At 67.8% G+C, this 25,946-nt stretch carries 21 protein-coding genes; 15 read left to right on the forward strand and 6 right to left on the reverse strand.

All coding sequences use genetic code 11. The features are described from left to right. The first annotated feature begins 30 nt into the window (after positions 1-30). Both AC3ZI9_RS06215 and AC3ZI9_RS06220 read left to right on the forward strand, forming a co-directional pair. Positions 31-1,173 (forward strand): DUF4192 domain-containing protein, encoded by a 1,143-nt coding sequence (locus AC3ZI9_RS06215; RefSeq protein ID WP_489923963.1) that lies wholly within the window; start codon positions 31-33, stop codon positions 1,171-1,173. A gap of 248 nt (positions 1,174-1,421) precedes the next feature. Further along, positions 1,422-2,684, forward strand: coding sequence for an RNA polymerase sigma factor (locus tag AC3ZI9_RS06220; protein WP_489923964.1), 1,263 nt, complete (start codon positions 1,422-1,424; stop codon positions 2,682-2,684). A gap of 224 nt (positions 2,685-2,908) precedes the next feature. Here AC3ZI9_RS06220 and AC3ZI9_RS06225 read toward each other — a convergent pair whose 3' ends face one another. Further along, positions 2,909-3,136 carry a DUF7455 domain-containing protein gene (locus AC3ZI9_RS06225; protein ID WP_086999860.1) on the reverse strand — a complete coding sequence of 76 codons (228 nt, stop codon included), beginning with the start codon at positions 3,134-3,136 and terminating at the stop codon, positions 2,909-2,911. A gap of 250 nt (positions 3,137-3,386) precedes the next feature. Between AC3ZI9_RS06225 and AC3ZI9_RS06230 the strand changes: the two genes are divergently transcribed. Continuing rightward, positions 3,387-5,492 carry a DNA gyrase/topoisomerase IV subunit B gene (locus AC3ZI9_RS06230; protein WP_444554040.1) on the forward strand — a complete coding sequence of 702 codons (2,106 nt, stop codon included), beginning with the start codon at positions 3,387-3,389 and terminating at the stop codon, positions 5,490-5,492. Positions 5,493-5,502: 10 nt separating this feature from the next. On the opposite strand, the gene AC3ZI9_RS06235 is transcribed toward AC3ZI9_RS06230, so the two are convergent. Together AC3ZI9_RS06235 and AC3ZI9_RS06240 are read right to left on the reverse strand one after the other, a co-directional pair. Next, positions 5,503-6,522: a M56 family metallopeptidase gene (locus AC3ZI9_RS06235; RefSeq protein WP_444554039.1), complete on the reverse strand. Its 1,020-nt coding sequence runs from the start codon at positions 6,520-6,522 to the stop codon at positions 5,503-5,505. 27 nt (positions 6,523-6,549) lie between these two features. Next, positions 6,550-6,924 (reverse strand): BlaI/MecI/CopY family transcriptional regulator, encoded by a 375-nt coding sequence (locus tag AC3ZI9_RS06240; RefSeq protein WP_444561237.1) that lies wholly within the window; start codon positions 6,922-6,924, stop codon positions 6,550-6,552. A gap of 203 nt (positions 6,925-7,127) precedes the next feature. Here AC3ZI9_RS06240 and AC3ZI9_RS06245 point away from each other — a divergent pair, with 203 nt between their 5' ends. From AC3ZI9_RS06245 to cydC, 3 genes are read left to right on the forward strand one after another with little or no spacing between them, the layout of a single operon-like run. Then, positions 7,128-8,723 (forward strand): cytochrome ubiquinol oxidase subunit I, encoded by a 1,596-nt coding sequence (locus AC3ZI9_RS06245; RefSeq protein ID WP_444554037.1) that lies wholly within the window; start codon positions 7,128-7,130, stop codon positions 8,721-8,723. A 32-nt stretch (positions 8,724-8,755) separates the two neighbouring features. Continuing rightward, positions 8,756-9,778: a cytochrome d ubiquinol oxidase subunit II gene (cydB, locus tag AC3ZI9_RS06250; protein WP_444554055.1), complete on the forward strand. Its 1,023-nt coding sequence runs from the start codon at positions 8,756-8,758 to the stop codon at positions 9,776-9,778. 7 nt (positions 9,779-9,785) lie between these two features. Then, a complete protein-coding gene (cydC, locus tag AC3ZI9_RS06255) occupies positions 9,786-13,295 on the forward strand; it encodes a thiol reductant ABC exporter subunit CydC (protein WP_444561236.1) in 3,510 nt (1,169 codons plus the stop codon). 56 nt (positions 13,296-13,351) lie between these two features. On the opposite strand, the gene AC3ZI9_RS06260 is transcribed toward cydC, so the two are convergent. Then, positions 13,352-16,135 (reverse strand): DNA gyrase/topoisomerase IV subunit A, encoded by a 2,784-nt coding sequence (locus AC3ZI9_RS06260; RefSeq protein ID WP_444554035.1) that lies wholly within the window; start codon positions 16,133-16,135, stop codon positions 13,352-13,354. 128 nt (positions 16,136-16,263) lie between these two features. Here AC3ZI9_RS06260 and AC3ZI9_RS06265 point away from each other — a divergent pair, with 128 nt between their 5' ends. From AC3ZI9_RS06265 to AC3ZI9_RS06275, 3 genes are all read left to right on the forward strand, one after another. Further along, positions 16,264-19,020, forward strand: coding sequence for a bifunctional acetate--CoA ligase family protein/GNAT family N-acetyltransferase (locus AC3ZI9_RS06265; protein WP_444554034.1), 2,757 nt, complete (start codon positions 16,264-16,266; stop codon positions 19,018-19,020). Positions 19,021-19,098: 78 nt separating this feature from the next. Continuing rightward, positions 19,099-19,767 (forward strand): DUF5998 family protein, encoded by a 669-nt coding sequence (locus tag AC3ZI9_RS06270; protein ID WP_444554033.1) that lies wholly within the window; start codon positions 19,099-19,101, stop codon positions 19,765-19,767. A 5-nt stretch (positions 19,768-19,772) separates the two neighbouring features. Further along, positions 19,773-20,951: an alkaline phosphatase family protein gene (locus AC3ZI9_RS06275; RefSeq protein ID WP_444554032.1), complete on the forward strand. Its 1,179-nt coding sequence runs from the start codon at positions 19,773-19,775 to the stop codon at positions 20,949-20,951. A gap of 17 nt (positions 20,952-20,968) precedes the next feature. Here the strand turns inward: AC3ZI9_RS06275 and sepH are convergent, their stop codons facing one another. Further along, entirely contained in the window at positions 20,969-22,129 is a 1,161-nt protein-coding gene (gene sepH, locus AC3ZI9_RS06280) for a septation protein SepH (RefSeq protein WP_444554031.1), read from the reverse strand. Between the two features lie 260 nt (positions 22,130-22,389). Between sepH and AC3ZI9_RS06285 the strand changes: the two genes are divergently transcribed. Further along, positions 22,390-22,512 (forward strand): hypothetical protein, encoded by a 123-nt coding sequence (locus tag AC3ZI9_RS06285; protein WP_444554030.1) that lies wholly within the window; start codon positions 22,390-22,392, stop codon positions 22,510-22,512. 21 nt (positions 22,513-22,533) lie between these two features. Then, complete coding sequence (locus tag AC3ZI9_RS06290; RefSeq protein WP_444554029.1) at positions 22,534-22,833, forward strand: DUF4193 domain-containing protein; 300 nt, start codon at positions 22,534-22,536, stop codon at positions 22,831-22,833. Positions 22,834-22,897: 64 nt separating this feature from the next. Here AC3ZI9_RS06290 and AC3ZI9_RS06295 read toward each other — a convergent pair whose 3' ends face one another. Beyond that, a complete protein-coding gene (locus AC3ZI9_RS06295) occupies positions 22,898-23,371 on the reverse strand; it encodes a DUF3093 domain-containing protein (RefSeq protein WP_444554028.1) in 474 nt (157 codons plus the stop codon). 78 nt (positions 23,372-23,449) lie between these two features. Here AC3ZI9_RS06295 and dut point away from each other — a divergent pair, with 78 nt between their 5' ends. From dut to AC3ZI9_RS06315, 4 genes are read left to right on the forward strand one after another with little or no spacing between them, the layout of a single operon-like run. Then, positions 23,450-23,959, forward strand: coding sequence for a dUTP diphosphatase (gene dut, locus AC3ZI9_RS06300; RefSeq protein ID WP_444554027.1), 510 nt, complete (start codon positions 23,450-23,452; stop codon positions 23,957-23,959). A gap of 52 nt (positions 23,960-24,011) precedes the next feature. Next, positions 24,012-24,749, forward strand: a complete 738-nt coding sequence (locus AC3ZI9_RS06305; protein WP_444554026.1) for a DUF3710 domain-containing protein — start codon at positions 24,012-24,014, stop codon at positions 24,747-24,749. Next, positions 24,742-25,149 carry a single stranded DNA-binding domain-containing protein gene (locus AC3ZI9_RS06310; RefSeq protein WP_444554025.1) on the forward strand — a complete coding sequence of 136 codons (408 nt, stop codon included), beginning with the start codon at positions 24,742-24,744 and terminating at the stop codon, positions 25,147-25,149. Before AC3ZI9_RS06305 ends, AC3ZI9_RS06310 begins: the two co-directional genes overlap by 8 nt. Continuing rightward, positions 25,146-25,877 carry a DUF3159 domain-containing protein gene (locus AC3ZI9_RS06315; protein ID WP_489923965.1) on the forward strand — a complete coding sequence of 244 codons (732 nt, stop codon included), beginning with the start codon at positions 25,146-25,148 and terminating at the stop codon, positions 25,875-25,877. The genes AC3ZI9_RS06310 and AC3ZI9_RS06315 overlap by 4 nt, the downstream gene beginning before the upstream one ends. The last annotated feature ends 69 nt before the right edge of the window (positions 25,878-25,946 follow it).

Consider the following 25,946-nt stretch of genomic DNA (forward strand, 5'->3'; position numbering starts at 1 on the left):
GCCACGCACGGCAGGGGACACGGTGGGGTCATGAACAGCTCACCGGGACAACTCTCCGTCAGTGACGCCGAAGGCGTCATCTCGCTCGTACCCCATCTGCTCGGATTCCATCCGCGCGAAAGCCTGGTGGTGCTGATCATGCGGGATAAAGCCTTGGAAGCCACGCTGCGGGTGGACCTCCCGGCCCCGGGCCCCGGCATGATGGCGGCGCGGGCATTCACCCGGCAGCTGGCCGACTATCTGCGGGCGGCCCCCGAGGCGGATGGCGCCTGCCTGGTGGTGTATTCGGAACTGGCCCATGCGGACGGAAAGAAGCTCCCGTACCGGGATTTCACCGATGTGGTGGCCACGCAGCTTCAGCGCTGCGGATACCGGATCCCTGATGCCTGGCTGGTCGGCTGCGGACGCTGGTGGTCCTACTTCTGCGCGGAACCGGACTGCTGTCCTACGTCGGGGCGGCCGATCGAATCCGTCCTGCTTTCGGAGGCACATCTGGACATGGTCCTGCGGGGGAGCAGCCCCGTGTCCCAACCGTGGGACGGGACGGGGACACCATCGTGGCCCGGGCTGGAGGCGGTGCGTGAGGTGGTTGAAGAACACCGCAGTGCCGGCGGCGGGTGGCGGGAATCCCTGCGCGGCCTTGAACGATGGTGTGCGGCCCTGGACCAGGAGCCCCGGGGGCTGGTGGCCGAATTGAAGTCGAATCCCTCGGACACCGGGGCACTGTTGGCATCCCTGGGGACCGATCTGGTGCGGGACGCACTGCCGTTCGCCGCCGGAAGTTCGGGATCCGCGGCGCGGAACGCCCTGGTGGGCAGGCTGCGCAACGCCCGGGCCAACGTCGAGTTGCGTGAACTGGGTGAATTCATGTTGGGCAACTCGGACCAGGCGCCCCACTGGGAGGGCCTGGAGCACCTATGGGAGGTGGGCCGGGGAATACTACCGGCGGCAAGGGGGCGGGACCGGTGGGCCCTGCTGTGCATCCTGGGCTGGGTTGAATGGGCCAAGGGGCACAGCAGCGGGGCCCATGCCCTCATTGCCACCTGCCGCTCGGAGGAGCCCGATTACCGTTTGGCCGCCTTGCTGGACGCCTTCCTTTCCCGGGGGCGGTTACCCCGGTGGGCCACCAACCGGGAAACCGCCTGGGCGGGCTGTCTCGAGGCCGGCCAATGACGAGCGTGGGCTCGAAACGTGAGACACTATTAACCGCAGACCCGGTTGGGTCCGTGTCCTTGGGGACGGTAGCCACTGTCCCGCCCGTCGTCCACTTTCGGAGACGGGAACAAAAGGCCGAATGCAGGCGTTGCACCCACTGGACCCTTCATTCGGATCCGCCCATGTGGCGGAACCCGGACTTGACAGGGTCATAGTGGTGTTACCCGTCAGGTGGCGCCGCGGTCGATCCGTGAGAAAGGTTATTCGTGCCAGCTTCCAAATCAAGCTCTCAGGCCACCACCAGCCGGGGCAAGAAGCCCGCAGCCGCAGCGGGTGCAGTGGATACAGCCGATGAGACGGATGAGTTGACGCCTCAGCAGAAGGCCGCTCAGACGCGCGCCAAGAACAAGGCCAAGAAGGCGGCCCAGGCAGCAGCCGAGCCCACCGAACCGGTGGCGGCGGAGCCGGAGGCCGAGGAGGAGGGCGAGGCAACAGCCAAGCCCGACAGTGAAAAATCGGGGGCCCCCGCCGATCCGGCAGCCCGCGAAGACGAGGCGCGCGGTTTCATCATCACCAGCGATGACGACGATGCCCCGCAACAGCAGGTGTTGGTCGCAGGTGCGACCGCCGACCCGGTGAAGGACTACCTGAAGCAGATCGGCAAGGTCGCCCTGCTCAATGCCGAACAGGAAGTGGACCTCGCCCTGCGGATCGAGGCGGGTCTCTACGCCACCGAGAAGCTCAAGGCCGGCGACGACCTGCCCAAGCGCCTGCGCTGGGACCTGGAACAGGTGGTCCATGACGGCAAGATCGCCAAGAACCACTTGCTCGAAGCCAACCTGCGCCTGGTCGTCTCGCTGGCCAAGCGCTACACCGGTCGTGGCATGCTCTTCCTGGACCTGATCCAGGAAGGCAACCTGGGGCTGATCCGTGCGGTCGAGAAATTCGACTACACCAAGGGCTTCAAGTTCTCGACCTATGCCACCTGGTGGATCCGTCAGGCGATCACCCGTGCCATGGCAGACCAGGCGCGGACCATCCGCATCCCGGTCCACATGGTTGAGGTCATCAACAAGTTGGCCCGCGTCCAGCGTCAGATGCTGCAGGACCTCGGGCGCGAACCGACTCCTGATGAGTTGGCCAAGGAACTCGATATGACCCCCGAGAAGGTCGTCGAGGTCCAGAAGTACGGTCGTGAACCGATTTCCCTGCATACCCCGTTGGGCGAGGACGGCGACTCCGAGTTCGGGGACCTCATCGAGGACTCCGAAGCCGTGGTCCCGGCCGATGCCGTGAGCTTCACGCTCCTGCAGGAACAGCTGCACTCCGTGCTGGACACGTTGTCCGAGCGCGAAGCCGGCGTGGTGGCGATGCGTTTCGGGCTGACCGATGGCCAGCCGAAGACGCTGGATGAAATCGGCAAGGTCTATGGCGTCACGCGGGAGCGGATCCGTCAGATCGAGTCCAAGACGATGTCCAAGCTGCGCCACCCGTCCCGGTCGCAGGTCCTGCGGGACTACCTGGACTAGACCGGAGCGTCGGCGAGCCGACCCGGAGCCACAGGCCGTCACCCCTGCCACGGGGTGCCGGCCTGTGGTGTTTCCAGGGGCGTTCCCTCGCAGGCGGTGGGGTGCTGCCCCATGACAAGGGGCGCCCGCCGAAACGAATCAGCGCAGACAAAAAGCGGGAACCGTGTGTTCACGGTTCCCGCTTCAGCAGTCTTCAGGCCCCCAGGGGGCCTGTCGATCGAGGATCAGTCCTCGTCGTCGTAGACCGGCTTTTCATGAAGTTTGTCGGTTTCGTCCTGCCACTCGGCGGTCATGGGCCGCAGCTTGGCCTCGACGTCGCGTGCGTGGTGGCCGCAGAAGAGCAGCTCTCCGCCAGAGGTCTGAAGAACCGCCCGCACATAGGCCTGTGCTCCGCAGCGGTCGCAGCGGTCGAGTGCGGACAGTCCGCGTGTTGCCACTGATGTTGGCGTCATGGTGACCTCCTTAGATCTCGTGTACCCAATACAACCAGTTACGGCGGTGATTCATCCCGTCATGACTCGACTTTCGCTCACCGCGTAGCGTTCGGGGGGTATTGGAGGCATGGGCGTGTCGTGGAACACGCCCTGATCGACCGTCGAAAAGCAGCAACGGCGCGGGAACCGTGAAATGCCGGAGGCGGGGACTACCGTGGAATTGGTCCCCATTCCATCGTCAACATCGTCAACAAGGAGCACGTTCCCCGTGGCACCGAGTTCTCAGTACAACGCACGCCACCTCTCCGTGCTCGAAGGCCTCGAAGCGGTCCGCAAACGTCCGGGCATGTATGTCGGCTCCACCGATTCGCGGGGCCTCATGCATTGCCTCTGGGAGATCATCGACAACTCCGTGGACGAGGCGTTGGGCGGATTCGGCCAGAGCATCACCATCGTGCTCCACGCGGACGGTTCAGTTGAGATCCATGACGATGGCCGGGGCATTCCCGTGGACGTCGAACCCAAGACCGGGCTGACCGGCGTCGAAGTCGTCTTCACCAAACTCCACGCCGGCGGAAAGTTCGGTGGCGGCTCCTACACCGCCTCCGGCGGCCTCCACGGCGTGGGTGCCAGCGTGGTCAACGCCCTGTCCGGACGTCTGGATGTCCAGGTGGACCGTGGCGGGAAGACCTATCAGATGCAATTCCGCCGCGGGGAGCCGGGACGTTTCAAGGACACCGGGAAACCCAGGCCTGAAGCACCTTTCGAACCGTTCGTGGAAAACTCCGAACTCGACGTCGTGGGCAAGGCCAAGCGCGGGGTCACCGGAACCCGCATCCGCTACTGGGCGGACGAACAGATCTTCATCTCCGACGCCAAGTTCTCCTACGAGGAACTCGAGGCGCGCGCCCGTCAGACGGCGTTCCTGGTGCCGGGCCTGCGGCTGACCCTGCGCGATGAACGCAAGCTCGCGGGAACCGCCGGTGAGGACGGGCCGATCCAGGAGGTGTTCCATCACGACGGCGGCATCTCGGAATTCGTCGACTACCTGGCCAACGATCCGGCCGTCACCGACATCTGGCGCATCCAAGGCAGCGGGAGCTTCAAGGAAACGGTGCCCGTGCTCGACGACGCCGGACACAGCAAAGTCATGGAGGTCGAACGCTCCTGCGAGGTCGATGTCGCCCTGCGTTGGGGGATCGGCTACGACACCACGGTGCGTTCCTTCGTGAACATCATCGCCACGCCCAAGGGCGGCACCCACCAGACCGGGTTCGAGCAGGCCCTGCTGAAGACCTTCCGCAAGGTGATCGAGTCCAACGCCCGCAAGCTGAAGGCCGGTAACGACAAGATCGAGAAGGACGATGTGACCGCGGGGATGACGGCCGTCTTGACCGTGCGTCTGGCCGAACCCCAGTTCGAGGGGCAAACGAAGGAGATCCTGGGGACCTCGGCGGTGCGCCAGATCGTTTCCCGGGTCGTGGAAAAGCAACTCGGGGCACGGCTAACCTCCTCGGCGCGGGCCGATAAGCAGCAGTCCGGGGCCGTGTTGGAGAAGGTCGTCAACGAGATGAAGTCCCGGATCTCGGCCCGGGTCCACAAGGAGACCCAGCGGCGCAAGAGCGCGTTGGAGACCTCGTCGTTGCCGACGAAACTGGCTGATTGCCGCAGTGATGACGTGGGGCGTTCCGAACTGTTCATCGTCGAGGGCGATTCGGCGCTCGGCACCGCCAAACTGGCCCGCTCCTCGGACTTCCAGGCCCTGCTCCCCATCCGGGGCAAGATCCTCAACGTCCAGAAGGCCTCGGTGGGGGACATGCTCTCCAACGCCGAATGTGCGGCCCTGATCCAGGTCGTGGGGGCCGGATCCGGGAGGAGTTTCGATATCTCCGCCGCCCGGTACGGCAAGGTCGTCCTGATGACCGATGCCGATGTCGACGGCGCCCACATCCGTACCTTGCTGCTGACCTTGTTCTTCCGGTACATGCGCCCGATGGTCGAGCATGGCAGGGTCTATGCCGCGGTGCCGCCGCTGCACCGCGTGGAGGTCATCCACTCCGGGACCAAGCCCAATGAGATGCTCTACACGTATTCGGAGAACGAGCTCCACACGGTTCTGGCCCAGCTCGAGGCTAAGGGCAAGAAGTACAAGGAGCCCATCCAGCGTTATAAGGGTCTGGGCGAGATGGATGCCGAGCAGTTGGCCGAAACGACGATGGATCCCCGCCACCGCATGCTGCGCCGGGTGAACATCGCCGACGCGGAGCGGGCCGAGCAGGTCTTCGATCTGCTGATGGGTAGTGATGTGGCGCCGCGCAAGGAGTTCATCATTGCCGGCGCGGAACGCCTCGACATGGAGAACATCGACGCCTGATCGGCGCCAATCAGTTCAGCAGACCCGGGGCCACCAGGGCCAGGGTCGGGACGAGCACCAGCAGTACGGCGGTGGCCATGACCGTTGCCCGCCCGGAGGCGGGGAGTTCCCCGACCGGGCTGAGCAGCCGGCGCAGCCGCAACGAGGAGAGTTGGCTCGGGGGCACCGCCGCGGCGCGTCCGGGCCCGGCGGCCGATTCCCGGGCCCCCGTTCCGTGGGGCCGGTCGGTTTCCACGGCATCGCCGAGCCGCGCCTCGACGGCCCCCACCGGGGAAGGGTCCATGCCCGAGGACACGGCAACCAGGGAGCGCAGCAGATCATCGCGGGACACCTGTTCCAAGGCGGCGTCGTCGGCCAGCATTTCGATCAGTTCCTGGACGGCCAGACGTGCCAGCCGGGAGGTCGGCAGCCAGGGCAGCGCCTGGTTCCAGGATTCGAAGGCCAGGACCAGCAGATCATGACGCTGATCCAGGTGGGCCCGTTCGTGGGCGACCACCCCGCGCAGGCCCTCTTCGTCGAGCGAGTCGAGCAGTCCCCGGGAAAGGACCGTGAGGGAGCCGTTGAATCCGGGCAGGCAGTAGGCCACCGGTGCCTGGTGCTCGACGACGACGGTGCCGGGGATCGAGGCGGATGGACCGCTGAGCAGGGCCAGCAGGCGGCGGTGGCGGGCCCGCTGGCGGGTGACCTTATAGGCGGTCAACAGCAAGGTGAAGACGAGGTGGGCGCCGAGCAGCAAGGCGGTGCTCAGGGCAAAGACGTGGACGACCGTCAGCAGGGCGGCGCCCGGTTCCCCGGCCAGGATGCCGCGGAATCCCGAGAGGGCCGACAGGAGGTTGTCGCCCAGGGGGGAGAGTCCCCAGACGAGGAAGGCCCCGATCATCGACAGACCGCCGGCCAGGGCGATGGCCTGCCAGAGCAGCAGGGCGGTGAAGGGGGACCGGGAGGTCCAATGGGCGCGTGAGAGCACTATCGGGGCCGGCCACGCCAGGATGATGGCGAGGCCGAGCAGGAGATAGGAGGCTGTCAGCATCGTAGCCGGGGAGCGGCGGTGGCGCCGCTAGGCGTTGGCTCCGTCATCGAGGATGCGTCGCAGGGAAGCCAGTTCGACGGGGGAGATGCCACCGATGAAACGGGCCAGCACGGCTTCACGGTCCATGACGTTGCCCATGGCCTCGTTCATGAGTTCCACCGTGTGTTCCTCGCGGCTGGTGACCGCGCGGTAGCGGTGCGGCCGGGTATCGCGTTCACGGGTGACGAGCTGTTTCTTCTCCAGCCGGGCCAGCACGGTCAACACCGTGGTCACCGCCAGTTCCTTGCCGTCGTTGCTGTGGGCCTGCGCCAGCTTGTCACGAAGGTCGTTGGCCGTCTGCGCTTCGGCACCGTCCCACAGCAGATCCATCACCGAGCGTTCGAGGTCGCCGAGAGTTGCCAATGATCTTCCTTATCTAGCCCAACCAGGTCTACGCAGGGTTCACGTCGGTGGAGTCTGTTCATCCTCCGGTCCGCTGCGCTGATACCAATCTACCCTGATTTCCGTCCAGGTTCTACATGGCGTAGAAAATCGGGTATTCTACAAAGCGTAGAAAACGTCTCGGGGGCTCTCCCGGGACGTCCGCAGGGTTTGGAAGGTTGTTCATGGACCCCCTTGAAATTGCCCGCTGGCAATTCGGCATCACCACGGTCTACCACTTCCTGATGGTGCCGTTGACCATCGGACTGGGCATCCTCGTGGCGGTCCTGCAAACCATGTGGGTGCGCACCGGCCGGGACGTGTACCTGCGGATGACGAAGTTCTGGGGCAAGCTGTTCCTGATCAACTTCATCATGGGGGTGGCCACCGGTCTGGTCCAGGAGTTCCAGTTCGGCATGGCCTGGAGCGAGTACTCCCGATTCGTCGGTGATGTCTTCGGGGCGCCGCTGGCCATGGAGTCCCTGCTGGCCTTCTTTGTTGAATCCACCTTCCTGGGACTGTGGATCTTCGGCTGGCAACGACTACCGAAACTGCTGCACCTCGGCTGTATCTGGATGGCCACCCTGGCCTCGGTCCTCTCCGCCTATTTCATCCTGGTGGCCAACTCCTGGATGCAGCACCCGGTCGGTGTCGAAATGGTCGATGGACGCCCGGTCATGACCGACGCGTGGGCCGTTTTCACCAACAGCACCGCCCTGGTCACCTTCCCGCACACCATCTTCGGGGCCTTCGCCGTGGCGGGTGGGTTCCTGATCGGCATCGCCTGGTTCCACCTCTACCGGCGCCGCAAGGCGGGCATCGACACCGTGGATGCCCAGGGATACGTCATCGTCGGCCAGGACACCTCCCATGGTGCAGGCCGGGACAAGCTGGACCACGCGGTGTGGCTCAAATCGCTGCGCATCGGCGCGGTCGTGGCGATGGTTGCCTTTGCCGGGGTGGCCTTCTCCGGGCACGCCCAGGCCCAGCTGATGTTCAAGCAGCAACCCATGAAGATGGCCGCTGCCGAAGCCGCCTGCCACGACGGCACCGGCTTTTCCGTGCTGACCATCGGCAACCTCGGGGGCGGAGGGGCCACCACCTGCGACGACGTCGTGGCGGTCTTCGAACTGCCGGGACTGCTCTCCTTCCTCGCGAACGACGACTTCACCACCGAGATCCCCGGGGTGAACACCCTGCTGCCGCAGTACCAGGAGAAATACGGGACCCACCTGCCCGACGACCCGATGTACGGGGACCGGGCCGGGCAGGAGATCAACTACCTGCCCCTGATGGAGGTCACCTACTGGGGCTTCCGGCTCATGATCACCTTCGGTGGCATCGCGGCGGTGGCGGCCCTGGTCGCCCTGTGGGTGGTGCGCAAAGGCACCGTGCCGGAGAACAAATGGATTTCCCGGCTGGCGGTCTTCGGCATCCTGGCCCCTTTCGGAGCCAACTCGGCGGGCTGGATCTTCACCGAGATGGGGCGCCAGCCCTTCGTCGTGGCACCGAACCCGACCATGGACGGCTCGGTGGACCAGGTCTTCATGTATACCGCCGCGGCCGTCTCCCCGGGGGTCTCTGCCGCCGAAATGCTCTTCTCGCTCATCGCCCTCACGGCCGTCTACGGGGTGCTGGCGATCGTCGAGGTCAAGATGATCGTGCGCTACGTGCGCGGCGGGGTACCGGCGGCCATGCCCGAATTGACGGCCCCACCACCAGGGGAGGACGACGACGACACCCCGCCCGGCGACGGCGACGTCCTCGCCTTCGCGTACTGATCCGTCCTGCGGAAACGATCTAAGGATTGATGATGGAATTCCTCCCGACACTCTGGTTCGTGATCATTGCCGTGTTCTGGGCCGGCTACCTCTTCCTCGAGGGCTTCGACCTCGGGGTGGGCATGCTGATGAAACTGCTGGCCCGCAACGAACGGCAGCGGCGGGTCCTGCTGAACACGGTCGGTCCCGTCTGGGACGGCAACGAGGTCTGGCTGATCACCGCCGGAGCCGCGACGTTTGCTGCCTTCCCGATGTGGTACGCCTCGCTGTTCTCCGCCCTGTACGTGCCCCTGGTCCTGGTCCTGGTGGCGTTGATCTTCCGTGCGGTGGCCTTCGAATACCGTGGCAAGGCCCATCGCCAGTCCACCAGGAACCTCTGGGACTGGGCCATCAGCCTCGGCTCCTTCACCGCGGCCTTCGGGGTGGGGGCGATGCTCGCCCTGACGACCACGGGGCTTCCCTTGGACGCCAACGGCGATCGCGTGGGCGGGGCCTTTGCCTGGTTCACCGGGTACGCCGTCCTGGGGGGCCTGGCCGTCGTCGCCTTCTCGCTGATCCATGCGCTGGCCTTCGTCGGACTCAAGACCGACGGTGAACTACGGGGGAGGGCCCGCCGGATCATCGGCCGATGGCTGCCGGTGGCCCTGGCGCCGATGGCCCTTTGGGCGATCCTGGTGGTCGTGCCGACCGGCCAGGTGGTCCCGCTGGGTCTGCTGGTCCTCGCCGTCGTGGGGGGCGTCGCCGGATGGCTGGCCAACCGGCGTGGCGCCGAAGGGTGGTCCTTCGCCTTCTCGGGGGCCTTCCTGGTGGCCGGGGTCTCCGCGATCTTCGTGGCGGTCTTCCCCGTGGTCCTGCCCTCGACGATCGACCCCGCGTTCAGCCTGACCGTCGCCAACGCCTCCTCGAGCGAATACACGCTGGGACTGATGAGCATCATCGCGGCCTTCGGTATCCCGCTGGTGCTGCTCTACCAGGGCTGGTCGTACTGGGTGTTCCGCCAACGGGTCTCCGAGAAACACATTCCCGACGCCCATACCGTGACCCCGGTGGTCTAGGACCGAGATGACCCGTATGACGACGCCTGCCGGCGGTCCCCACCAGGGGCTGCGCGAGGTCCCGCGCGGGCAGCTGGTGCTGCTGGCCGCCCTGGCCGCCGTGAAGGCCGTGGGCCTGATCCTGCTGGGGCAGGCACTGGCCACCGGAATCACCGCGGTGGCCGACGGCACCGTCGGCTCCCACCCGGGGACCGTCCTGGACCTGGCCGGTTCCCTGGCTCCCCTCTGCCTGCTCGGGGCACTCGGGGTGCTGCTGCGCGCCGCAGCCACCTGGGGCATGACCCATGCCGCGCAGCGGACCGCCCGGGGCACGAAGGAACGCCTGCGCCACCGTCTGGTCGCCGCCGAACTGACCGGAAGGACCCGTCCGGGAGGCGCCGATGCGCCGAACGGGCCCGGTGCCGTGGCCGCCTTGGCCACGCGCGGGCTCGACGGCCTGGACGAGTACTACACGACGTTCCTGCCCGCTTTGGTGGGCGCTGCCGTCGTGCCGGTCTTCATCGGGGCCCGCATCCTGGCCGCAGACTGGGTCAGTGCCCTCATCCTGGTGCTCACCGTGCCCCTGGTGCCGGTGTTCATGGCCTTGATCGGGCTGCATACCCAGGACCGGGTGGCCCATGCCGCCGCGGGGCTGGATGCCTTGTCCAACCAGCTCGCCGAACTGGCCCAGGGCCTGCCGGCACTGATCGGGTTGCGTCGTTCGGCCGAACGACGGCAGGGACTCACCGCGGTATCGCGTCGCTACCGGGAAAGCACGATGTCCACGTTGCGTACCGCCTTCCTGTCCGGGTTTGCGCTGGAACTGATCGCGATGATCTCCGTGGCCGTCGTGGCCGTGTTCATCGGGGTGCGGCTCGTCTACGGGCAGCTGGGACTCGACGTGGGACTGCTGGCCTTGATCCTCGCCCCTGAGGTCTTCCTGCCGTTGCGCGCCGTCGGCGCCGCCTTCCACGCCTCCGAAGACGGTCTGGAGGCCCTCCGCCGGGCCGAGGACCTGCTGGGGGAGGACCTCGAGGGGCCCCGGCCCGCCGCCGAGGACCCGGAGGGGGCCGACGAGGAGCCGGGCCCCGTCGGGCTGCGCGTGCACGACCTGGTCGTCCGATATGCCGGCGCGCAGGCCCCGGCCCTCTCACGGGAGGAACTCACGGTGGCTCCCGGCGAACGAACCGTCCTGGACGGTCCCTCGGGGAGCGGGAAGACCACCTTGCTGCATGCCCTGGCGGGAGTGCTTCCCGCCGATGCCGAGGTGGCTGGGGTGATCGAGGTCCCGGGGGCGGCCCGCACCGCCTGGATCGGCCAGCACCCCCGGTTCACCGAGCCCACGGCCACCGCCGAACTACGGCTCTACGCGCCGGACGCCGCCCCCACGGAACTGACCCGGGTGCTTCAGGACGTGCGGGCGGGACATCTGGCCACCCTGCCGCTGGAGCGGCTCAGTCCCGGGGAACTCCGCCGCATCGCGGTGGCCCGGGCGCTGCTGCGCATCCGGTGCGCCGGAGCCTGCGTGTTGTTGGCCGACGAGCCGACGGCCCACCTGGATGAGGTGAGCGCCGCAGCCGTCAGGAGCGCGCTGGCAGGTCTCGTTGATGAGGTGACGCTCGTCGTCGCCACCCACGACCGTGAACTGGCCGCGATGCTGCGGCCGACACCAGCCGCCGGGCAGCTCCAGGCCCCTCGGGAAATCCGAGGGGACCTGCCGGCAACACAGGCTTCCGTCGCGCTGCCGCCCGGCCCGGCGACACCCGAGACCGCTGAAGGGGCCACCCCGGCCCCCGCCTCCGCATGGCCCGCCCGCCGGGGGCTGCTGCGCTCGATCAGGTGGTGGCGTTCGGGAATGGCCGGCGGAATACTGCTGGCCACGGCCTCGGTGCTTTCCGGAGCCGCCCTGACCGCGGTCTCGGGGTGGCTGATCGTCAATGCCAGCACCCAGCCGCCCATGATGGTGCTCATGGTCGCCATCGTCGGGGTGCGCTTTTTCGGATTGGGCCGGGCCGTCCTGCGCTACGCCCAACAGCTGGCCGTGCACCGGGCGGTCCTTGACTGGGCGACGACGCTGCGCGCCCGCCTCTGGGACGCGCTGTCCGACCGCCCGGCCGGCTGGGGGAAGCTGACCCGTTCGGGGGACGCGCTGAGGTACCTGGTGGCCGACGTCGACGAATTGCGTGATGCAGCCCCCCGGGTCCTGGTCCCCTTGCCGGCAGCGATCCTGGCCTGGCTCGGTTCCCTGATCACCGCGGCCCTGGTCTTCCCCTCGACCACGGTGATCTTTCTGGGCGCCGGGGTGCTGGGCTTCCTGCTCGGACCCTGGTTGGCGGTCCGCATCGAACGCGGCTCGGCCGTCGAGGCCGCCCGGCACCGCAGTTGGGCGACCGGCCGGATCTCCACGCTCTTCACCGCCGCAGCGGACCTGCGGGCCAACGGGGTCGCCACCCGGGCGGCCACCGGCTTCACCCGCCGCGACCGCCAGGCCTCCACCACACTGCTCAGGGCCGCCATGGGGACGGGACTCGGCGAGGCCATCGCCGTGCTCACCTCCGGGCTGGCGGCGCTCGGATGCCTACTGGTCGCCGGTGCCGGCGGGGCAGCGGGAGCAGACGCCGCGGCCCTTCTGGCGGTGGTGGCCTTGCTCGCGCTGAGCCTGAACGAACCCTTCGCCAATGCCTCCGAGGCCGCCTCGAAATTGCCGCTCTTCGGCGACCGGCTCGATGCCGTCGGCCGGATCCTGCTCCCGGAGGACGACGACGCCCCGGCACCGCTTCCGGCCTCGGCGTCCGAAGGCGCCGTGAACGACGCCGGATGCGACGGCGGCAAGGCACGGGTGGAATCACTTCAACTGGACCGGGTCTCGGTGACCTGGACGGGCACCACAGCGGTGGTGGAACAGATTTCGGCACGGGTCGAACGGGGCGGCTGGTTGGCGATCACCGGCCCCTCGGGATCGGGTAAATCCAGTCTGCTGGCCGTCCTGTTGGGACTGGTCCGGCCCTCGCATGGAGCCTTCCGGCTGGAGGATGGATCCGGCAGGGTCCTGGACCCCTGGAGGGAGCCGGAGCACGCCGCACCCCTGCTGGGACGGATCACGTGGTGCCCGCAGGAAGCCCACCTCTTCGATTCAAGCCTGCGGAACAACCTCTCGCTGGGCCGTGCCGCCCACGATCCAGCGACCGATGCCGAACTCCACGCGGCGCTCCACCGGGTCGGGCTCGGAACCTGGTTCGCCCAGCAGGGCCAGGGGCTGGCGACCCGGATCGGCAGCGGGGGACACCGGCTCTCCGGGGGACAACGTCAACGACTCGCGGTGGCCAGGGCCCTGGTGGCCCGGGCGGACGCCGTCCTGCTCGATGAACCGACGGCGCATCTGGGCCAGGGCGAGGCCCTGGAACTAATCGCCGATCTACGTGAAGCCCTCTCGGGAATGGCCGTGGTCATGGTCACCCACGATACGGCGATGGCCGCCGGCGCCGATACGGTCCTGGATCTGGGCGGCGGGGCAATGGTGTCGCCGTTGCGGTCCTGAGCGGTGAATCCCCGGCACCGGCACCGGCGGGGGTCGCGGCCGGCAGGGCAGTACGACTAGGGGTCCACCGGCGTCGTGCCGCCGCCTTCGACCTCCACGACCGCCGAATCGGCGAAGGGGACGCTATCCTCTTCCGGGGCCGCCAGCGGGGCGCGCTGGGGCTGCTCCGCATCGAAGCCCGGCAGGAAGTCTCCGACCGGCTCTTCGGGGCCCGCCTTGCCGCGGCGACCCGCCGCCGGTCGGGAGGTGGAGGTGCTGCGGCGTCTCGGTGTCGGGGCGGCCTCCGGCGCGGGGCCGGTGCCGCCGGCAGTGTTCTCGCCGGAGCGCTCGATCGGCGGTGCGGGTTCGCCCACGGCCTCGGGGGCGATCGGGGCCCCACCGAGGGCGTCGACCTTGCTCGACAGGGGAACCCCCGAACCATCACGGCGGCCGTGTTCCAGGGGCAGCGCCCGGGAGACCCCGGCCGCCGACGCGGCCCGGGCCGGGCCATGACCGGCCCACGCCAGGGCCAACACGCTTTCGCCCTTGAGGAAGCGGTGGGCCCGCACCCCGCCGGTGCCACGACCCTTGGCCGGGTATTCGGAGAGCGGGGTGACCTTCACGGTTCCGGCCTCGGTTCCGGGCAGGGTGGCCCCCGCCGCGGCAATGGTGACCACGACCGCCGAATCGTCCGCGGGATCCGCCGCACCGAAGAAGATGGCCTGGTCACCGTCAACGAGCTTGATTCCCGCCATTCCGCCGGCCGTGCGTCCCTGGGCGCGCACGGCGGATGCCGGATAGCGCAACAACCGGGCCTGGGCCGAAACGAAGACCAGATCGTCGTCTTCCCCCGGAACGCAGACGCCGATGACCCGGTCCCCGGGTTTGAGCGAGACCGCTTCGAACTCGTCACGGTTCAGCGGGTAGTCGGGGGTGACCCGTTTGACCACGCCGCGGGCCGTCCCCAAGGCCAGGACCTCGTTCAGCGGCACCAGTCCGATCACGGTCTCGCCCTTGGCCAGTGAAATGAATTCGGCGACCGGGACCCCGTCGTTCAGCTGCGGGAACGAGGTGGTGGCCGGAAGGACCGGGATGTCGAGGACCTGCAGGCGCAACATGCGCCCGGCGGAGGTGACGGCCCCGATCTCCCCCCGGGCGGTCGCCGGCAGCAGCGAGGCCAGCACATCGTGCTTGACCCGGGAGCCATCGGTGGGCAGCGGATCACGGGTCGTGGTGCGGGCCAGCCGGCCCGAGGCGGAGAGGATCGCCCAGCAGGGGTCGTCGGCGATCTCGAGGGTCAAGGGTGCCTTGGCGCTGGTGGACGCGGGCGCGGGCATCGTGGTGCCCTTCAACGGGGCCGCCGTGGCCGACTTCAACAGGCGGGTGCGGCGCGGGGTGGCATAGCGCTCGGAGACCTCGGCCAGTTCGCTGGAGACCAGGCCGCGCAGCAGTTCGTCCGAGGCGAGGATCGCGCTGAGCCGTTCGATCTCGCGCTGGAGTTCGTCGCGTTCCTTCTCGAGCTCGATCTGCGAGTACTTGGTCAGCTGGCGCAGGCGCAGCTCCAGGATGTGGTTGGCCTGGATCTCCGAGAGGTCGTAGATGGTCATCAACCGTTGGCGGGCCACCGCGGTTTCGTCCGAGTTGCGGATGATCTGGATGACCTCGTCGATGTCGACGATGGCAATAAGCAGCCCCTCGACCAGATGCAGCCGGTCCTTCTTCCTGCCTAGGCGGAAGGCGGTCCGACGGGTGACCACCGAAAGGCGGTGTCCGACGTAGACCTGGAGCAGTTCGCGCAACCCCAGGGTGCGGGGCTGGCCGTCGACCAGAGCGACGTTGTTGATGCCGAAGGAATCCTCCATCGGCGTGTACTTGTACAGCTGCTGGAGGACGGCATTGGGGTTGAAGCCGTTCTTCAGTTCGATGACCAGACGCATGCCGTTCTTGCGGTCGGTGAGGTCGATGACATCGGAGACCCCGACCAGTTTCTTGGCGGTGACGGCATCCTTGATCTTCTGGATGACCTTCTCCGGACCGACCATGTAGGGCAGCTCGGTGACGATCAGGCCACTGCGTCGGGCGCTGATCTGCTCGAGCTCGACCTTGGCCCGGGTCTTGAAGGAGCCGCGCCCGTTCGTGTAGGCGTCGTGGATGCCTTCGAGCCCGATGATCTCCCCGCCGCTGGGCAGGTCCGGCCCGGGGACGAACTTCATCAGTTCGGCCAGGGTCGCTTCGGGGTTCTCCACCAGGTGGCGGGCGGCGGCAATGACCTCTCCGAGGTTGTGCGGGGCCATGTTGGTGGCCATGCCCACGGCGATGCCGGTGGTTCCGTTGACCAGCAGGTTCGGGAAGGCCGCCGGAAGCACCTCCGGCTGAAGGAGCTGGTTGTCGTAGTTGGGGATGAAGTCCACGACGTCCTCGTCGAGGTGGTCGGTCATCGCCACTGCCGGGGAATCCAGCCGGGCCTCCGTGTACCGCGGGGCCGCCGGACCGTCGTCGAGCGAACCGAAGTTGCCGTGGCCGTCGATCAACGGCAACCGCAACGCGAAGTGCTGGGCCATGCGCACCATTGCGTCGTAGATGGCGGTGTCACCGTGCGGGTGCAGCTTGCCCATGACCTCCCCGACCACACGCGCACTCTTGACATGGCCCTTCTCGGGGCGCAGACCCATCTGGGTCATCATGAACAGGATGCGGCGTTGGACCGGTTTGAGGCCGTCACGGGCATCGGGCAGGGCCCGGGAGTAGATCACCGAATAGGCGTACTCCAGGAACGACCCCTCCATCTCCGAGGTCACGTCGATGTCGACGATGTTCTCGATGAAGTCCTGCGGTGGTTCCGGTGTCTGCCTGCGGGCCATGTCTGTGATTCCTCGAATCGGTGCTGATGTGGGGCCTGCGCGACTGGACGGTGCCACACGAATGGGCAGTCTCGTCGCTGGAAGCCGGATCACGACGGATCCGCGCACGAAGGCCGTAGGCTAAGCCTATGGTGCACGAGGTGGAAAATGCTGAATATCCGGCTCATTGGGAAGCCGATGTCGTCCTACGCGACGGGACCACGGCCCATTTGCGGCCCATCGGCCCCTCGGATGCCGCTGCTTTGCAACGGTTCCACGCCGGACAATCCGAGACATCGATCTACTTGCGGTTCTTCACGTTCAAGTCAAAGCTCACCGACCGCGAGCTGACCCGCTTCACCGAGGTCGATCACGTGAACCGGGTCGCGATGATCGTCCTGCGTGGCTCCGAGATCATCGGGGTCGGACGCTACGACCGACTCGATGACCCCCGCGAGGCCGAGGTGGCCTTCAACATCGCCGACAACACCCAGGGCAAGGGGGCCGGGTCGATCCTGCTCGAACACCTGGCTGCTGCGGCCCGTGAAAACGGGATCGAACGATTCAGTGCCGAAGTGCTGCCCGAGAACCGCAAGATGCTCACGGTCTTCGCCGAAGCAGGCTACGAGGTCAAACGCCGGTTCGACGACGGGGTGGTGATGCTGGAGTTCCCCATCGACCCGACCGAGAAGTCCCGGGCCGTCATGGAATCACGCGAACACCGGGCCGAGGCCCAGTCCCTGGCCGGGCTGCTTGCCCCGCGTTCGGTGGCCGTGATCGGCGCCAGCAGGCAGTGGGGGACCGTGGGATACACGCTGCTGGAGAACATCATCGAAGGTGGTTTCACGGGGCCGGTCCACGCGGTGAACCCCGATGCCCTGGAAATTGCCGGCATGATCTCCCATGGTTCCCTCTCTGAGATCCCCGGCACCGTGGATCTGGCGGTGATCGCCGTGCCGGTGGCCGAACTGGAAACCGTCGTGGCCGAATGCGGGGCCCACGGCGTGCGCGGTCTGCTCGTGGTGACCGAGACCTTCCCGGGAGACCAGGCCGAAGCGATGCAACGCCAGCGCGAGCTGGTGCGGTTGGCCCGCAGCAACGGGATGCGGCTAATCGGTCCGGCCTCGCTGGGACTGGTCAATACGGCCCCTTCGGTCAGTTTCAATGCCTCCATGGCCCCGGGGATGCCCCGACGCGGGGGCCTGGGGCTGTTCAGCCATTCCGCGGCGATCGGTGTGCTCGTCTACTCGGCGGCCAGCCGCCGCGGCATCGGGGTCTCCAGCATCGTTTCGGCGGGAAACCGTGCCGACGTCTCCGGCAACGACGCCATGCAGTTCTGGGAGGACGATCCCGAAACCACCGCCGTCGCCTTGTTCCTAGAAAGCTTCGGCAACCCCCGCAAGTTCTCACGCATCGCCCGTCGACTGGCGAGGAAGAAGCCGGTCATCGTGGCCAAATCCGATGTCATGGGCCTGCGGTTGCCCCCGGGCCATGCCGTGCGCACCACCCAGGCCCCGTTGGGCGCCGTGGATGCGATGCTCCGCCAGTCCGGGGCCATCCGCGTGGCCTCCAACGAACTGTTGATGGACCTGGCCCAGCTCTTCGCCACCCAGCCGCTGCCCGCCGGCAACGGGCTGGCGATCGTCGCCAACTCGCGGGCGCTCTCCCGCGTGGTGGAGGACAACGCCGAACAGCACGATCTGGAGGTCGTCGCCCGTGAATGCGAACTGGTCCTGACCGACGGGGCCTCCCGCGCCCTGCCTAGGCTCCGGACGATGCTGCAGACCCTGCTGGCCAGGGACGAGGTGCACTCGCTGATCCTGGCGGTCCTGCCCGCCCCGGGCATCGACCACCACGAGCTGGCCCGGATCCTGTTCGACGCTGGCCGGGAGGCCGGCAAACCGGTACTGGCCTCCTTCACCGGCATCATGGATCCGCAGGAGCCCGCCGTCGGCCTGATCCAGACCGGCCCCGTCCCAGCCGGGGGCACCGCCGAGGTGGAGGCCACCCCGGACCAGGACGGGGCCGGGCCCGTGGAGGTCCGGCAGGATGCCGTCCCCGCCTATGCTTCTCCGGGGACCGCCATCGGGGCCCTGGCGGAAATGGTCGGCTACGTCGATTGGCGGGGTCGGGACTTCGGCGAATACGTCGAATCCACGGGAATCGACAGGGACCGGGCCGATGAGCTGCTGGCCGGATACATGCACCGCGTGGACGGCACGGAACTGCTGGCGCTCTCGACGGAGGACGCCGTCGAACTGTTGGGATGCTACGGCGTCGGGGTGCTGGAATCGGTCCGGTTCAGCGACGAACAGGAGGCCGTCCAGGCCGCCCACCGCATCGGCTGGCCGGTGGCCTTGAAGGCCACCGACCAGTACCTGCGCCACCGGCTGGATCTGGGCGGGGTGCGGCTGAACATCACCGACGAGACGGCATTGCGCCAGAACATCCGGCATATGCAGCAGACCTTGCGCCAATACGGTGCCGACGACCTCGAGGTCCAGACGATGGCCGCCTCCGGCCAGGGCTGCGTGGTGCGGGCCTTGGAGGACCCGCTGCTGGGGCCGCTGATCTCCTACGGGCTGGCCGGGGATGCCGTGAATCTGCTCGACGACTGGGCCCACGCGATCCCGCCACTGACGGACACGGACCTCTCGGACTTCGTGCGCACCCCCCGCGCCTCACATAAGCTCTTCGGCTACCAGGGCTTCCCCCGGGTGGACGTGCCGGGGCTGGAGGACTTCCTCAACCGGGTGGCGACCCTGAAGGACGACCACCCGGAAGTGGCGCTCATGGAGTTCAACCCGGTGCTCGTCTCCGAAGGATCGGTCACCGTGCTCGCCGCCGATGTGCGGATCGGCAACCCCGCACAGCGCACGGACAGCGCCCGGAGGGCCATGCGCTAGGTCCGGGGGAGACGGACCGGTGCCGTCGTCGTCCCCGCCACGGCCCGCCGACGGCACCGACACCGGTAGAGTGGGGTGATGTTCTCCCGTACTTCGGCCCCCGGCCGTGATCTGCACAGTGCCTTGGAACGAGCAGGGTTCTACCCGAAGCTCGTCGCGGACGTCGTTGAAGACGCCCTGGATGGGATGGAGCCGCTGGCCCATCTGGTCCAGCTCGAAACCCATATCGAACACACCGAGGTCCATCGCCATGTCACCGTGCTGGTGCTGACCTCCGAGGTCATGGTCATCGTGCACGTGGACGACCAGCAACTGGACGTGGCCGGCGACCAGGTCATGGCCCAGGTCTCCACGGAGACCGTGCCGATCGGCAGGATCTCCTCGGTGGTGCTCAGCTTCGTCTACCACCAGCCGCAGAACTACCGCACTAGCGACAAGAGCCGCGAACTGACCCTGGCCATCTCCTGGTCCGGCGGACAACGCGTCGATCTGGCCCCGGCAGGATGTGCCGACCCCCAATGTGAAGCCGACCACGGGTACACCGGGACGCTGCAGAAGGAGGACGTGGTGCTGCGGGTCAGCGCCGAAGCCGATGGCCTCCAGGCCGTCGAGGACGCCCGGTCCTTCGCCCGTGCCCTGCGCCAGGCCACCACGACCACGGCCTTGGATCATCGTCCGGTCGCTGCGGCCGAATCGCGGGCTCCCCGTCCTGCGGGACGGTTCGTCCGCGGCCACCACCAGGGCTGAACCGCGTGAGCACAGCCCGCCCCACCCGACTCGAACCCGCCGACCCGCTGCCCGCGCCGCCGCGCTACGGCACCGCCGATCTCTCGGTGGTGATGTCCAGCGCCGCCGCCGTCCTGGGAGTCCCCGGGTTCAGCAACGTCCTGTCCCTGCCCAAGGCCCGCAAGGTCTGCGTGGTGATGGCCGACGGTCTGGGTAAATCACTGCTGAAGGCGCGCTCGGGGCATGCCCCGTTCCTGCGCTCGAAGATGGCCAATTCACGGACGCTCGATGCCTCGTTCCCCACCACCACGGCGGCGTCGCTGTCGAGCCTGGGCACCGGTGTGCCCCCGGGCCGGCATGGCATCGTCGGGTACGACGTCGTTGATCCGGCGGTACCGCGGGTGGTGAACATGCTCGGGAACTGGCCGGAGGATCTGGATCCGGCGGTGTGGCAGCCGTATCCGACGGTGATGGACCAGGCCTCGGAGCATGTCCATGTGGCCACGGCGAGCCTGCCCCGCTTCAGCGATTCGGCCTTGACCCGCGCCTCGCTCAAGGGGGGCGAGTTCCTCCCGGCGGGCACCCCCCAGGCCCGGGTGCGGGCCGCCACCGAAGCCCTGGCCGCCCACGATCGGTCATTGGTGTACTGCTACTGGAACGAACTTGATAAGGCTGGGCATAAATTCGGCAGCGATTCGCCCCAATGGCTCAGCGAGCTGGAGGAACTCGACGCGAACATGCGCACCCTGGCCCAACGGGTCCCGGCGGGCACGTTGTTGCTGCTGGTCGCCGACCACGGCATGGTCGACGTGCGGCCCGAAGCGCGCATCGACTATTCACGGGATCCGGAACTGCTGGAGGGGATCGCCCTGACGGCGGGGGAACCGCGGGCAGTGCAACTGCACTTCAGCCATGACGCCACCGAAGCGACCCGCGCCGCGCTGATCCGGAACTGGAAGGAGGCCTTCGGGGCGAAGGCCTGGGTCATCACCCGGGACGAGGCCATCGACCACGGCTACTTCGGGGAAGTGGACGAGCGGGTCAGATCACGGATCGGTGATGTGCTGGTCCTGGCCAGCGGGGAACTGGCACTCTTCGACGGCCGGCGGGTTTCACCCCGGGCCATGGAAATGATCGGCCAGCACGGGTCAATGACGCGGGCCGAGCGGGAGATCCCGCTCCTGACCCTGGCCACCCCGAAGTAGCCCGGGGCGCCGGGGCGCTAGTCGCGCTTCTTGCCCTTGCCGAAGACGATCTCGTCCCAGCTGGGCACCGAGGAGCGCTTGGCCTTCTTGCGCCCCTGGCCGCCGTCGTCCTCGGAGTCCTCGTGACGGGTCACGGTATCCTCGGCGTGGCGGAAATCCGCGGCCGAGAGACCGGGCACGACGGTGTATTCACTGGTGTTCGTGCTGACCCCGTCATGCAGATGCGGCAGCTCGTCATCATCGTCGTCATGCGGTGGAACGATTCCCAGGCGACGGGCTTCGCCCTCATCGGCGAAATCCTCGTCCCGCGGATGGGCGGCGGGGATGGACCCCTGGGACAGCATCATCGCCAGGGCGTCGTCGCCTTCCTCGTCCACACCGAGTCGTTGTCCCCGGCGGGCGCGCAGCACGTCGAGTAGTTCCTCGGCCTCCGGATCGCCCGGGGAGGTCGCCGCCGCGTCGGGGCCCTGCGGGTCATGGCCGGCGTCGGACTCGAAATCAAAAGGCCGGTCGGCCACGGCAGTGAGGCGACGATTGGTGAACGCGTTCTCCACCGGTTCCAGTTCGCTGAGGACCTGGGCCCAGCGGTTGGCGTTCTGCAGGGACTTACGGGCCGGATGGAAGACCCACATGGCCGGGGGCTCTTCGCCGATGCTGGCATCGGTTTCCGAGCCCGAGGCATCGAATTCAGCCGAGATGTTCCAGGAGCCGTCGCTGCGGCGCCAGGCATCCCACACCAGGGAGGCGGCGCTGACGCCCAAGGCATTGAGCCGGACGTCGACCATCTCCCCGAGCGAGGCCGGCTCATCGCCGAAGGCCGAACGGTAGGTGTCATGGGCCTGGGGGGCGGAGACCTCCACCCCACGGGCCTGTTGGGCGACGTAGTCGCGTTCGGCGCGGACGGGACCTTCGTACCGCAGCACGCGGTCCAACGGGAAGCCCGATTCCTCGGCAACCTCCTCGGCGGTGGCGCCGTTGCGGATCCGGGTCTGGATCTCCCGGGGGGAGAACGCCGCCGGTTCCTGTTCCGCGCCCGACGCGGCGGGTCGGCCAATGGGCCGGGCAGTGGCGGCGCGGAGCGCCTCGTCGATGCGCAGCACGAAGCTGGACCCATCGTCACTGCTCAACAGCAGGTGCTCGCCATCCTCTTGGACACCTACGAGCCGAAGTTGCTGCATACTTTCCCTCCACGGACGCTCACGTACGGATACGACTCTGCCACCGGGTGGGTGGAAAAGTCATTATTTGCCCTGGTGTGGCGCGGTTAGTTTACTCTCAGGCGGCCCCGGGAACCGCGGGGGAACCCCTGATCTGCGGGCCGGGGCCACGGCGGGGCGCCGGCCTCATCCCCCGGGCCCCGGTCACGGGGCGCGGGTCATTGGCTTTTTACCCCCCGATGGTGAACAATCTGTGCGTTGCGGGCACAAAATGCGCCCCGGTGGCGTTGTACCTTGAGGGTCGGGAACGCCGGGCCGCCCCCGATCGACTCGAACCCGCACCACGGCCCGATGCTGCTGCAGCAACGGTGCCGGGGACCTGGACGGCCCCCATCGAGCAATGACCGGAGCGTGATGGAGAGACTATGGCGACAGACTACGACGCGCCGCGGAAGACCGACGACGAACCCAACCAGGAATCGCTGGAGGAACTGAAGGGTCGCGGCAAGGGCCACCAGTCACCGGTGGTCGACGAGGACGAGACCGAGCTGGCCGAAGGCTATGAGCTGCCCGGGGCCGATCTCTCCGGCGAGGAACTCCTGGTCCGGGTCCTCCCCGCCCAGACCGACGAATTCACCTGCGCTTCCTGCTTCCTGGTCCGACACCGGTCCCAGGTGGCGAAGGAAAAGGGCGGGCTGTTCTACTGCAAGGACTGCGAGGGCTGAGGCCTTCGACGGCCCCGCACCCCGGGGTCCCGCCGGGGCGAGAGGCCGGGAGGGGGAGCCGGGTCTAGGCGCGTGCGGTCTGCTGCAGCGCCCTGACCAGCTCCTCCGGGCGACGGGTCGAAGCCAGCCAATAGGGGGTGGCATCGAGCGGATCAACGATCTCCAGCTTCACGACCGGGTCGATCCAGCCGCGCAGGCACAAATAGGCGGTCCCGTCCAGGGCCGGGCCCCGTGCATGGGTGGCTTCCTCGCCGCGATGGGCGGAGACCTCGCCGATGTAGCGGCACTCGATGCTGGCCCGGCCGACCTTGAACCACTCCCGGGTCAGGCTGATGGTCGGGGTCAGGGCCAGCAGCGTGGCACCGACGGCGATGAACACGACGATTCCCACGATGATGGAAACGTTCAGGTTGATGGGAAGGACCATCGCCGTGCCGGCGAAACCGGTGCCCACCACGAGGATCCACATCCACCAGGCCGGCCACAGTTTTTCGCGGAAGATCTCGGGGGACGCTGCAGGAGGGGTCGAATCAGGCATGACACCAGCTTAGTTCGCCCAGAGCCTGTCGTGGACACATTGGGGCTGGACGGCAATCGGGCTAGAGTGAACACGGTCATGACCCTCAACGCCCTGGAGAATCCGGCTACGATGCCCGAGCAGCCCACCACCACCCTTGACGTCCAGCTGAAGATGCTCGACCCCGGCCTGGAGCCGCCGTCGTATGCCCATCCCGGGGATGCCGGCGCCGATCTGCGCACCCGCGAGGATGTCGTCCTGGCTCCGGGGGAACGGAAGCTGGTCCCCACCGGAGTGGCCATCGCCTTGCCCCCGGGGTTCGTCGCCCTGGTCCACCCGCGGTCAGGGCTGGCCACGAAAAAGGGGTTGAGCATCGTCAACGCCCCGGGAACCGTCGACGCCGGCTACCGCGGTGAGTTGTGCGTGACCCTGCTGAACACCGACACCCGGACGCCGATCGAACTCAACCGTGGCGACCGGATCGCCCAGCTGCTCATCCAGCGCGTGGAGCATGCGGCGTTCATCCCCGTCGCGGAACTACCCGAATCGGTGCGCGGCGCCGGGGGCTTCGGCTCGACCGGAGGATTCGCCGACGCCGCAGCTCGCTGAGCCACCACCCCTACTTCACCACCTGCGGCCCGTCGGGCCGGGAGGAGCAACGATGATTTTCAAACGCCGCAATAATTCAACGAACGACGACGCCGCCACCGGGGACGAGCAGGTCCAGGACACGGATTCCGTCGCCGCCGGGAACGAACAAGGACCCTTCGATCTGGAGGATGCCCCGGAACACGGACACTACATCGACCTCGGGGCCCTGAAGATAGAACCGGTCGAAGGCATGCAGCTGCGCCTGGAAGTCGAAGAAGGCTCCCAACGGGTCATTGCCGCCGCCCTTGAACTGGACGGTTCACGCCTGCAGCTCCAGGTCTTCGCCGCCCCGAAGTCCAGCGGCCTCTGGGAGGGGATCTCCTCCCAGATCGAGGAGAGCATCGGGGAGCAGAACGGCAAGATCGATCGCGTCGAAGGACGGTTCGGCACCGAACTGGTGGCCCGCGTACCCGCGGACGGCCCCGATGGCGAGCAGGGATACATGGTCGCCAGGTTCATCGGCATCGACGGGGGACGCTGGTTCCTGCGTGCCGTGGTCGGCGGTCCGGCCACCCTGGACCGCGCCCAGGCCGAACGCCTCGAGGACCGTCTGGCCCGGGTGGTCGTCGAACGCGGCGACCAGCCGATGCCGCCCCAGGAACTGCTCCCGTTGACGATGCCGGCCGGTGCCGTGACCCGGTCGGCGACCGACACCGACGAGGAGACCGAGGAAAAGACGGACACCAGCAGCGAACGTTCACTGCAGGGTCGGCCCGAACGCGGACCGGAGATCACCGAAATTGGCTGAGCGTGGCGTCGCAGCCCGACGCCGCGGCCTGGCCTCCCGACCCGGTGGATACACCGGGGCCGATGAACCCGAACGCTGCTCCGCCCTGGCCCGGCTCCCCGAACGGGGGCGGGTGCTTGCCCGCGGCTTCGTGGAGAACATCAGGATCCTGCCCAGCGCCCAGGCCCCGGTCTTCACCGCCGGAATCGTCGACGCACCGGCCCCACCCGGGGGACGACGCTCCCCGGTGGCACGGATCGTGCTGGTCTGGAACGGCCAGCGCCGGGTCCCGGGCATCGAAGCGGGCACCCGCCTGCTGTTCGAGGGGATGATCGCCCGCGTCGACGGGGTGCCCACCATCTACAACCCCCGGTACGAGATCCTGCCCGAGGACGACCACGACGTGGAGGACCAGGTATGAGCCAGCACCCCGAGGGGGAGCCGACCGCAGATGACGGCCACGACCAGGCTGAGGATCTCGGACGTCGATTGGCTGAAGGCTCGGGCATCCACCGGACCGCCGCGGGACAGGTCGATGTCCTGAAGACCGTGGGCGGCATCCGCGGCCTGATCGAGGCACTGTTGCCGGGAATCGTCTTCCTGGTGGTCTTCATGGTGTTGCGGGAACTGAACCCGGCACTGATTTCCTCGCTGGCCATCGCGGCCGTCTTCACCATCGCCCGGCTGGTGCGCAAAACAGGGTTGACCCAGGCGTTGACCGGGCTGTTCGGTGTGCTGATCTGCGCCGTGTTCGCCCGCACCACCGGCAACGCCCGGGACTTCTACGTGCCCGGCTTCTACACTAACGGCGCCTACCTGGTGGCCTTCGTGATGTCCACCCTGGTCCGCTGGCCGCTCATGGGCCTGGTCTTCGGTTTCATCCGCGGTGAAGGCATCGAATGGCGGGCCCAGCGGGCCCGCCGCCTCTCCTACGCGGTGGCCACCTGGATCATCGCCGGGGTCATGGCGGCCCGGCTGCTGGTGCAGCTGCCGCTGTATGCGGCGGAGAACATCGAGGCGCTGGGAGCGGCGCGCATCGTGATGGGCATCCCGCTCTATGCTATGGGGCTCTGGCTGGCCTGGCTGGTCTCCCGGCCGTCGACGGCGCTGGACGCCGAGCCCGGACCGCAGCAGGCCCCGCAGGACTGACTCGGCAGGGCTGATCCTCCGGGGCTGGTCCCACCGGGCCGGCCCCCGGGGCGGCCCGGGGCCACCCCG

This window comes from Arthrobacter sp. AOP36-F1-5 (assembly GCF_058137995.1).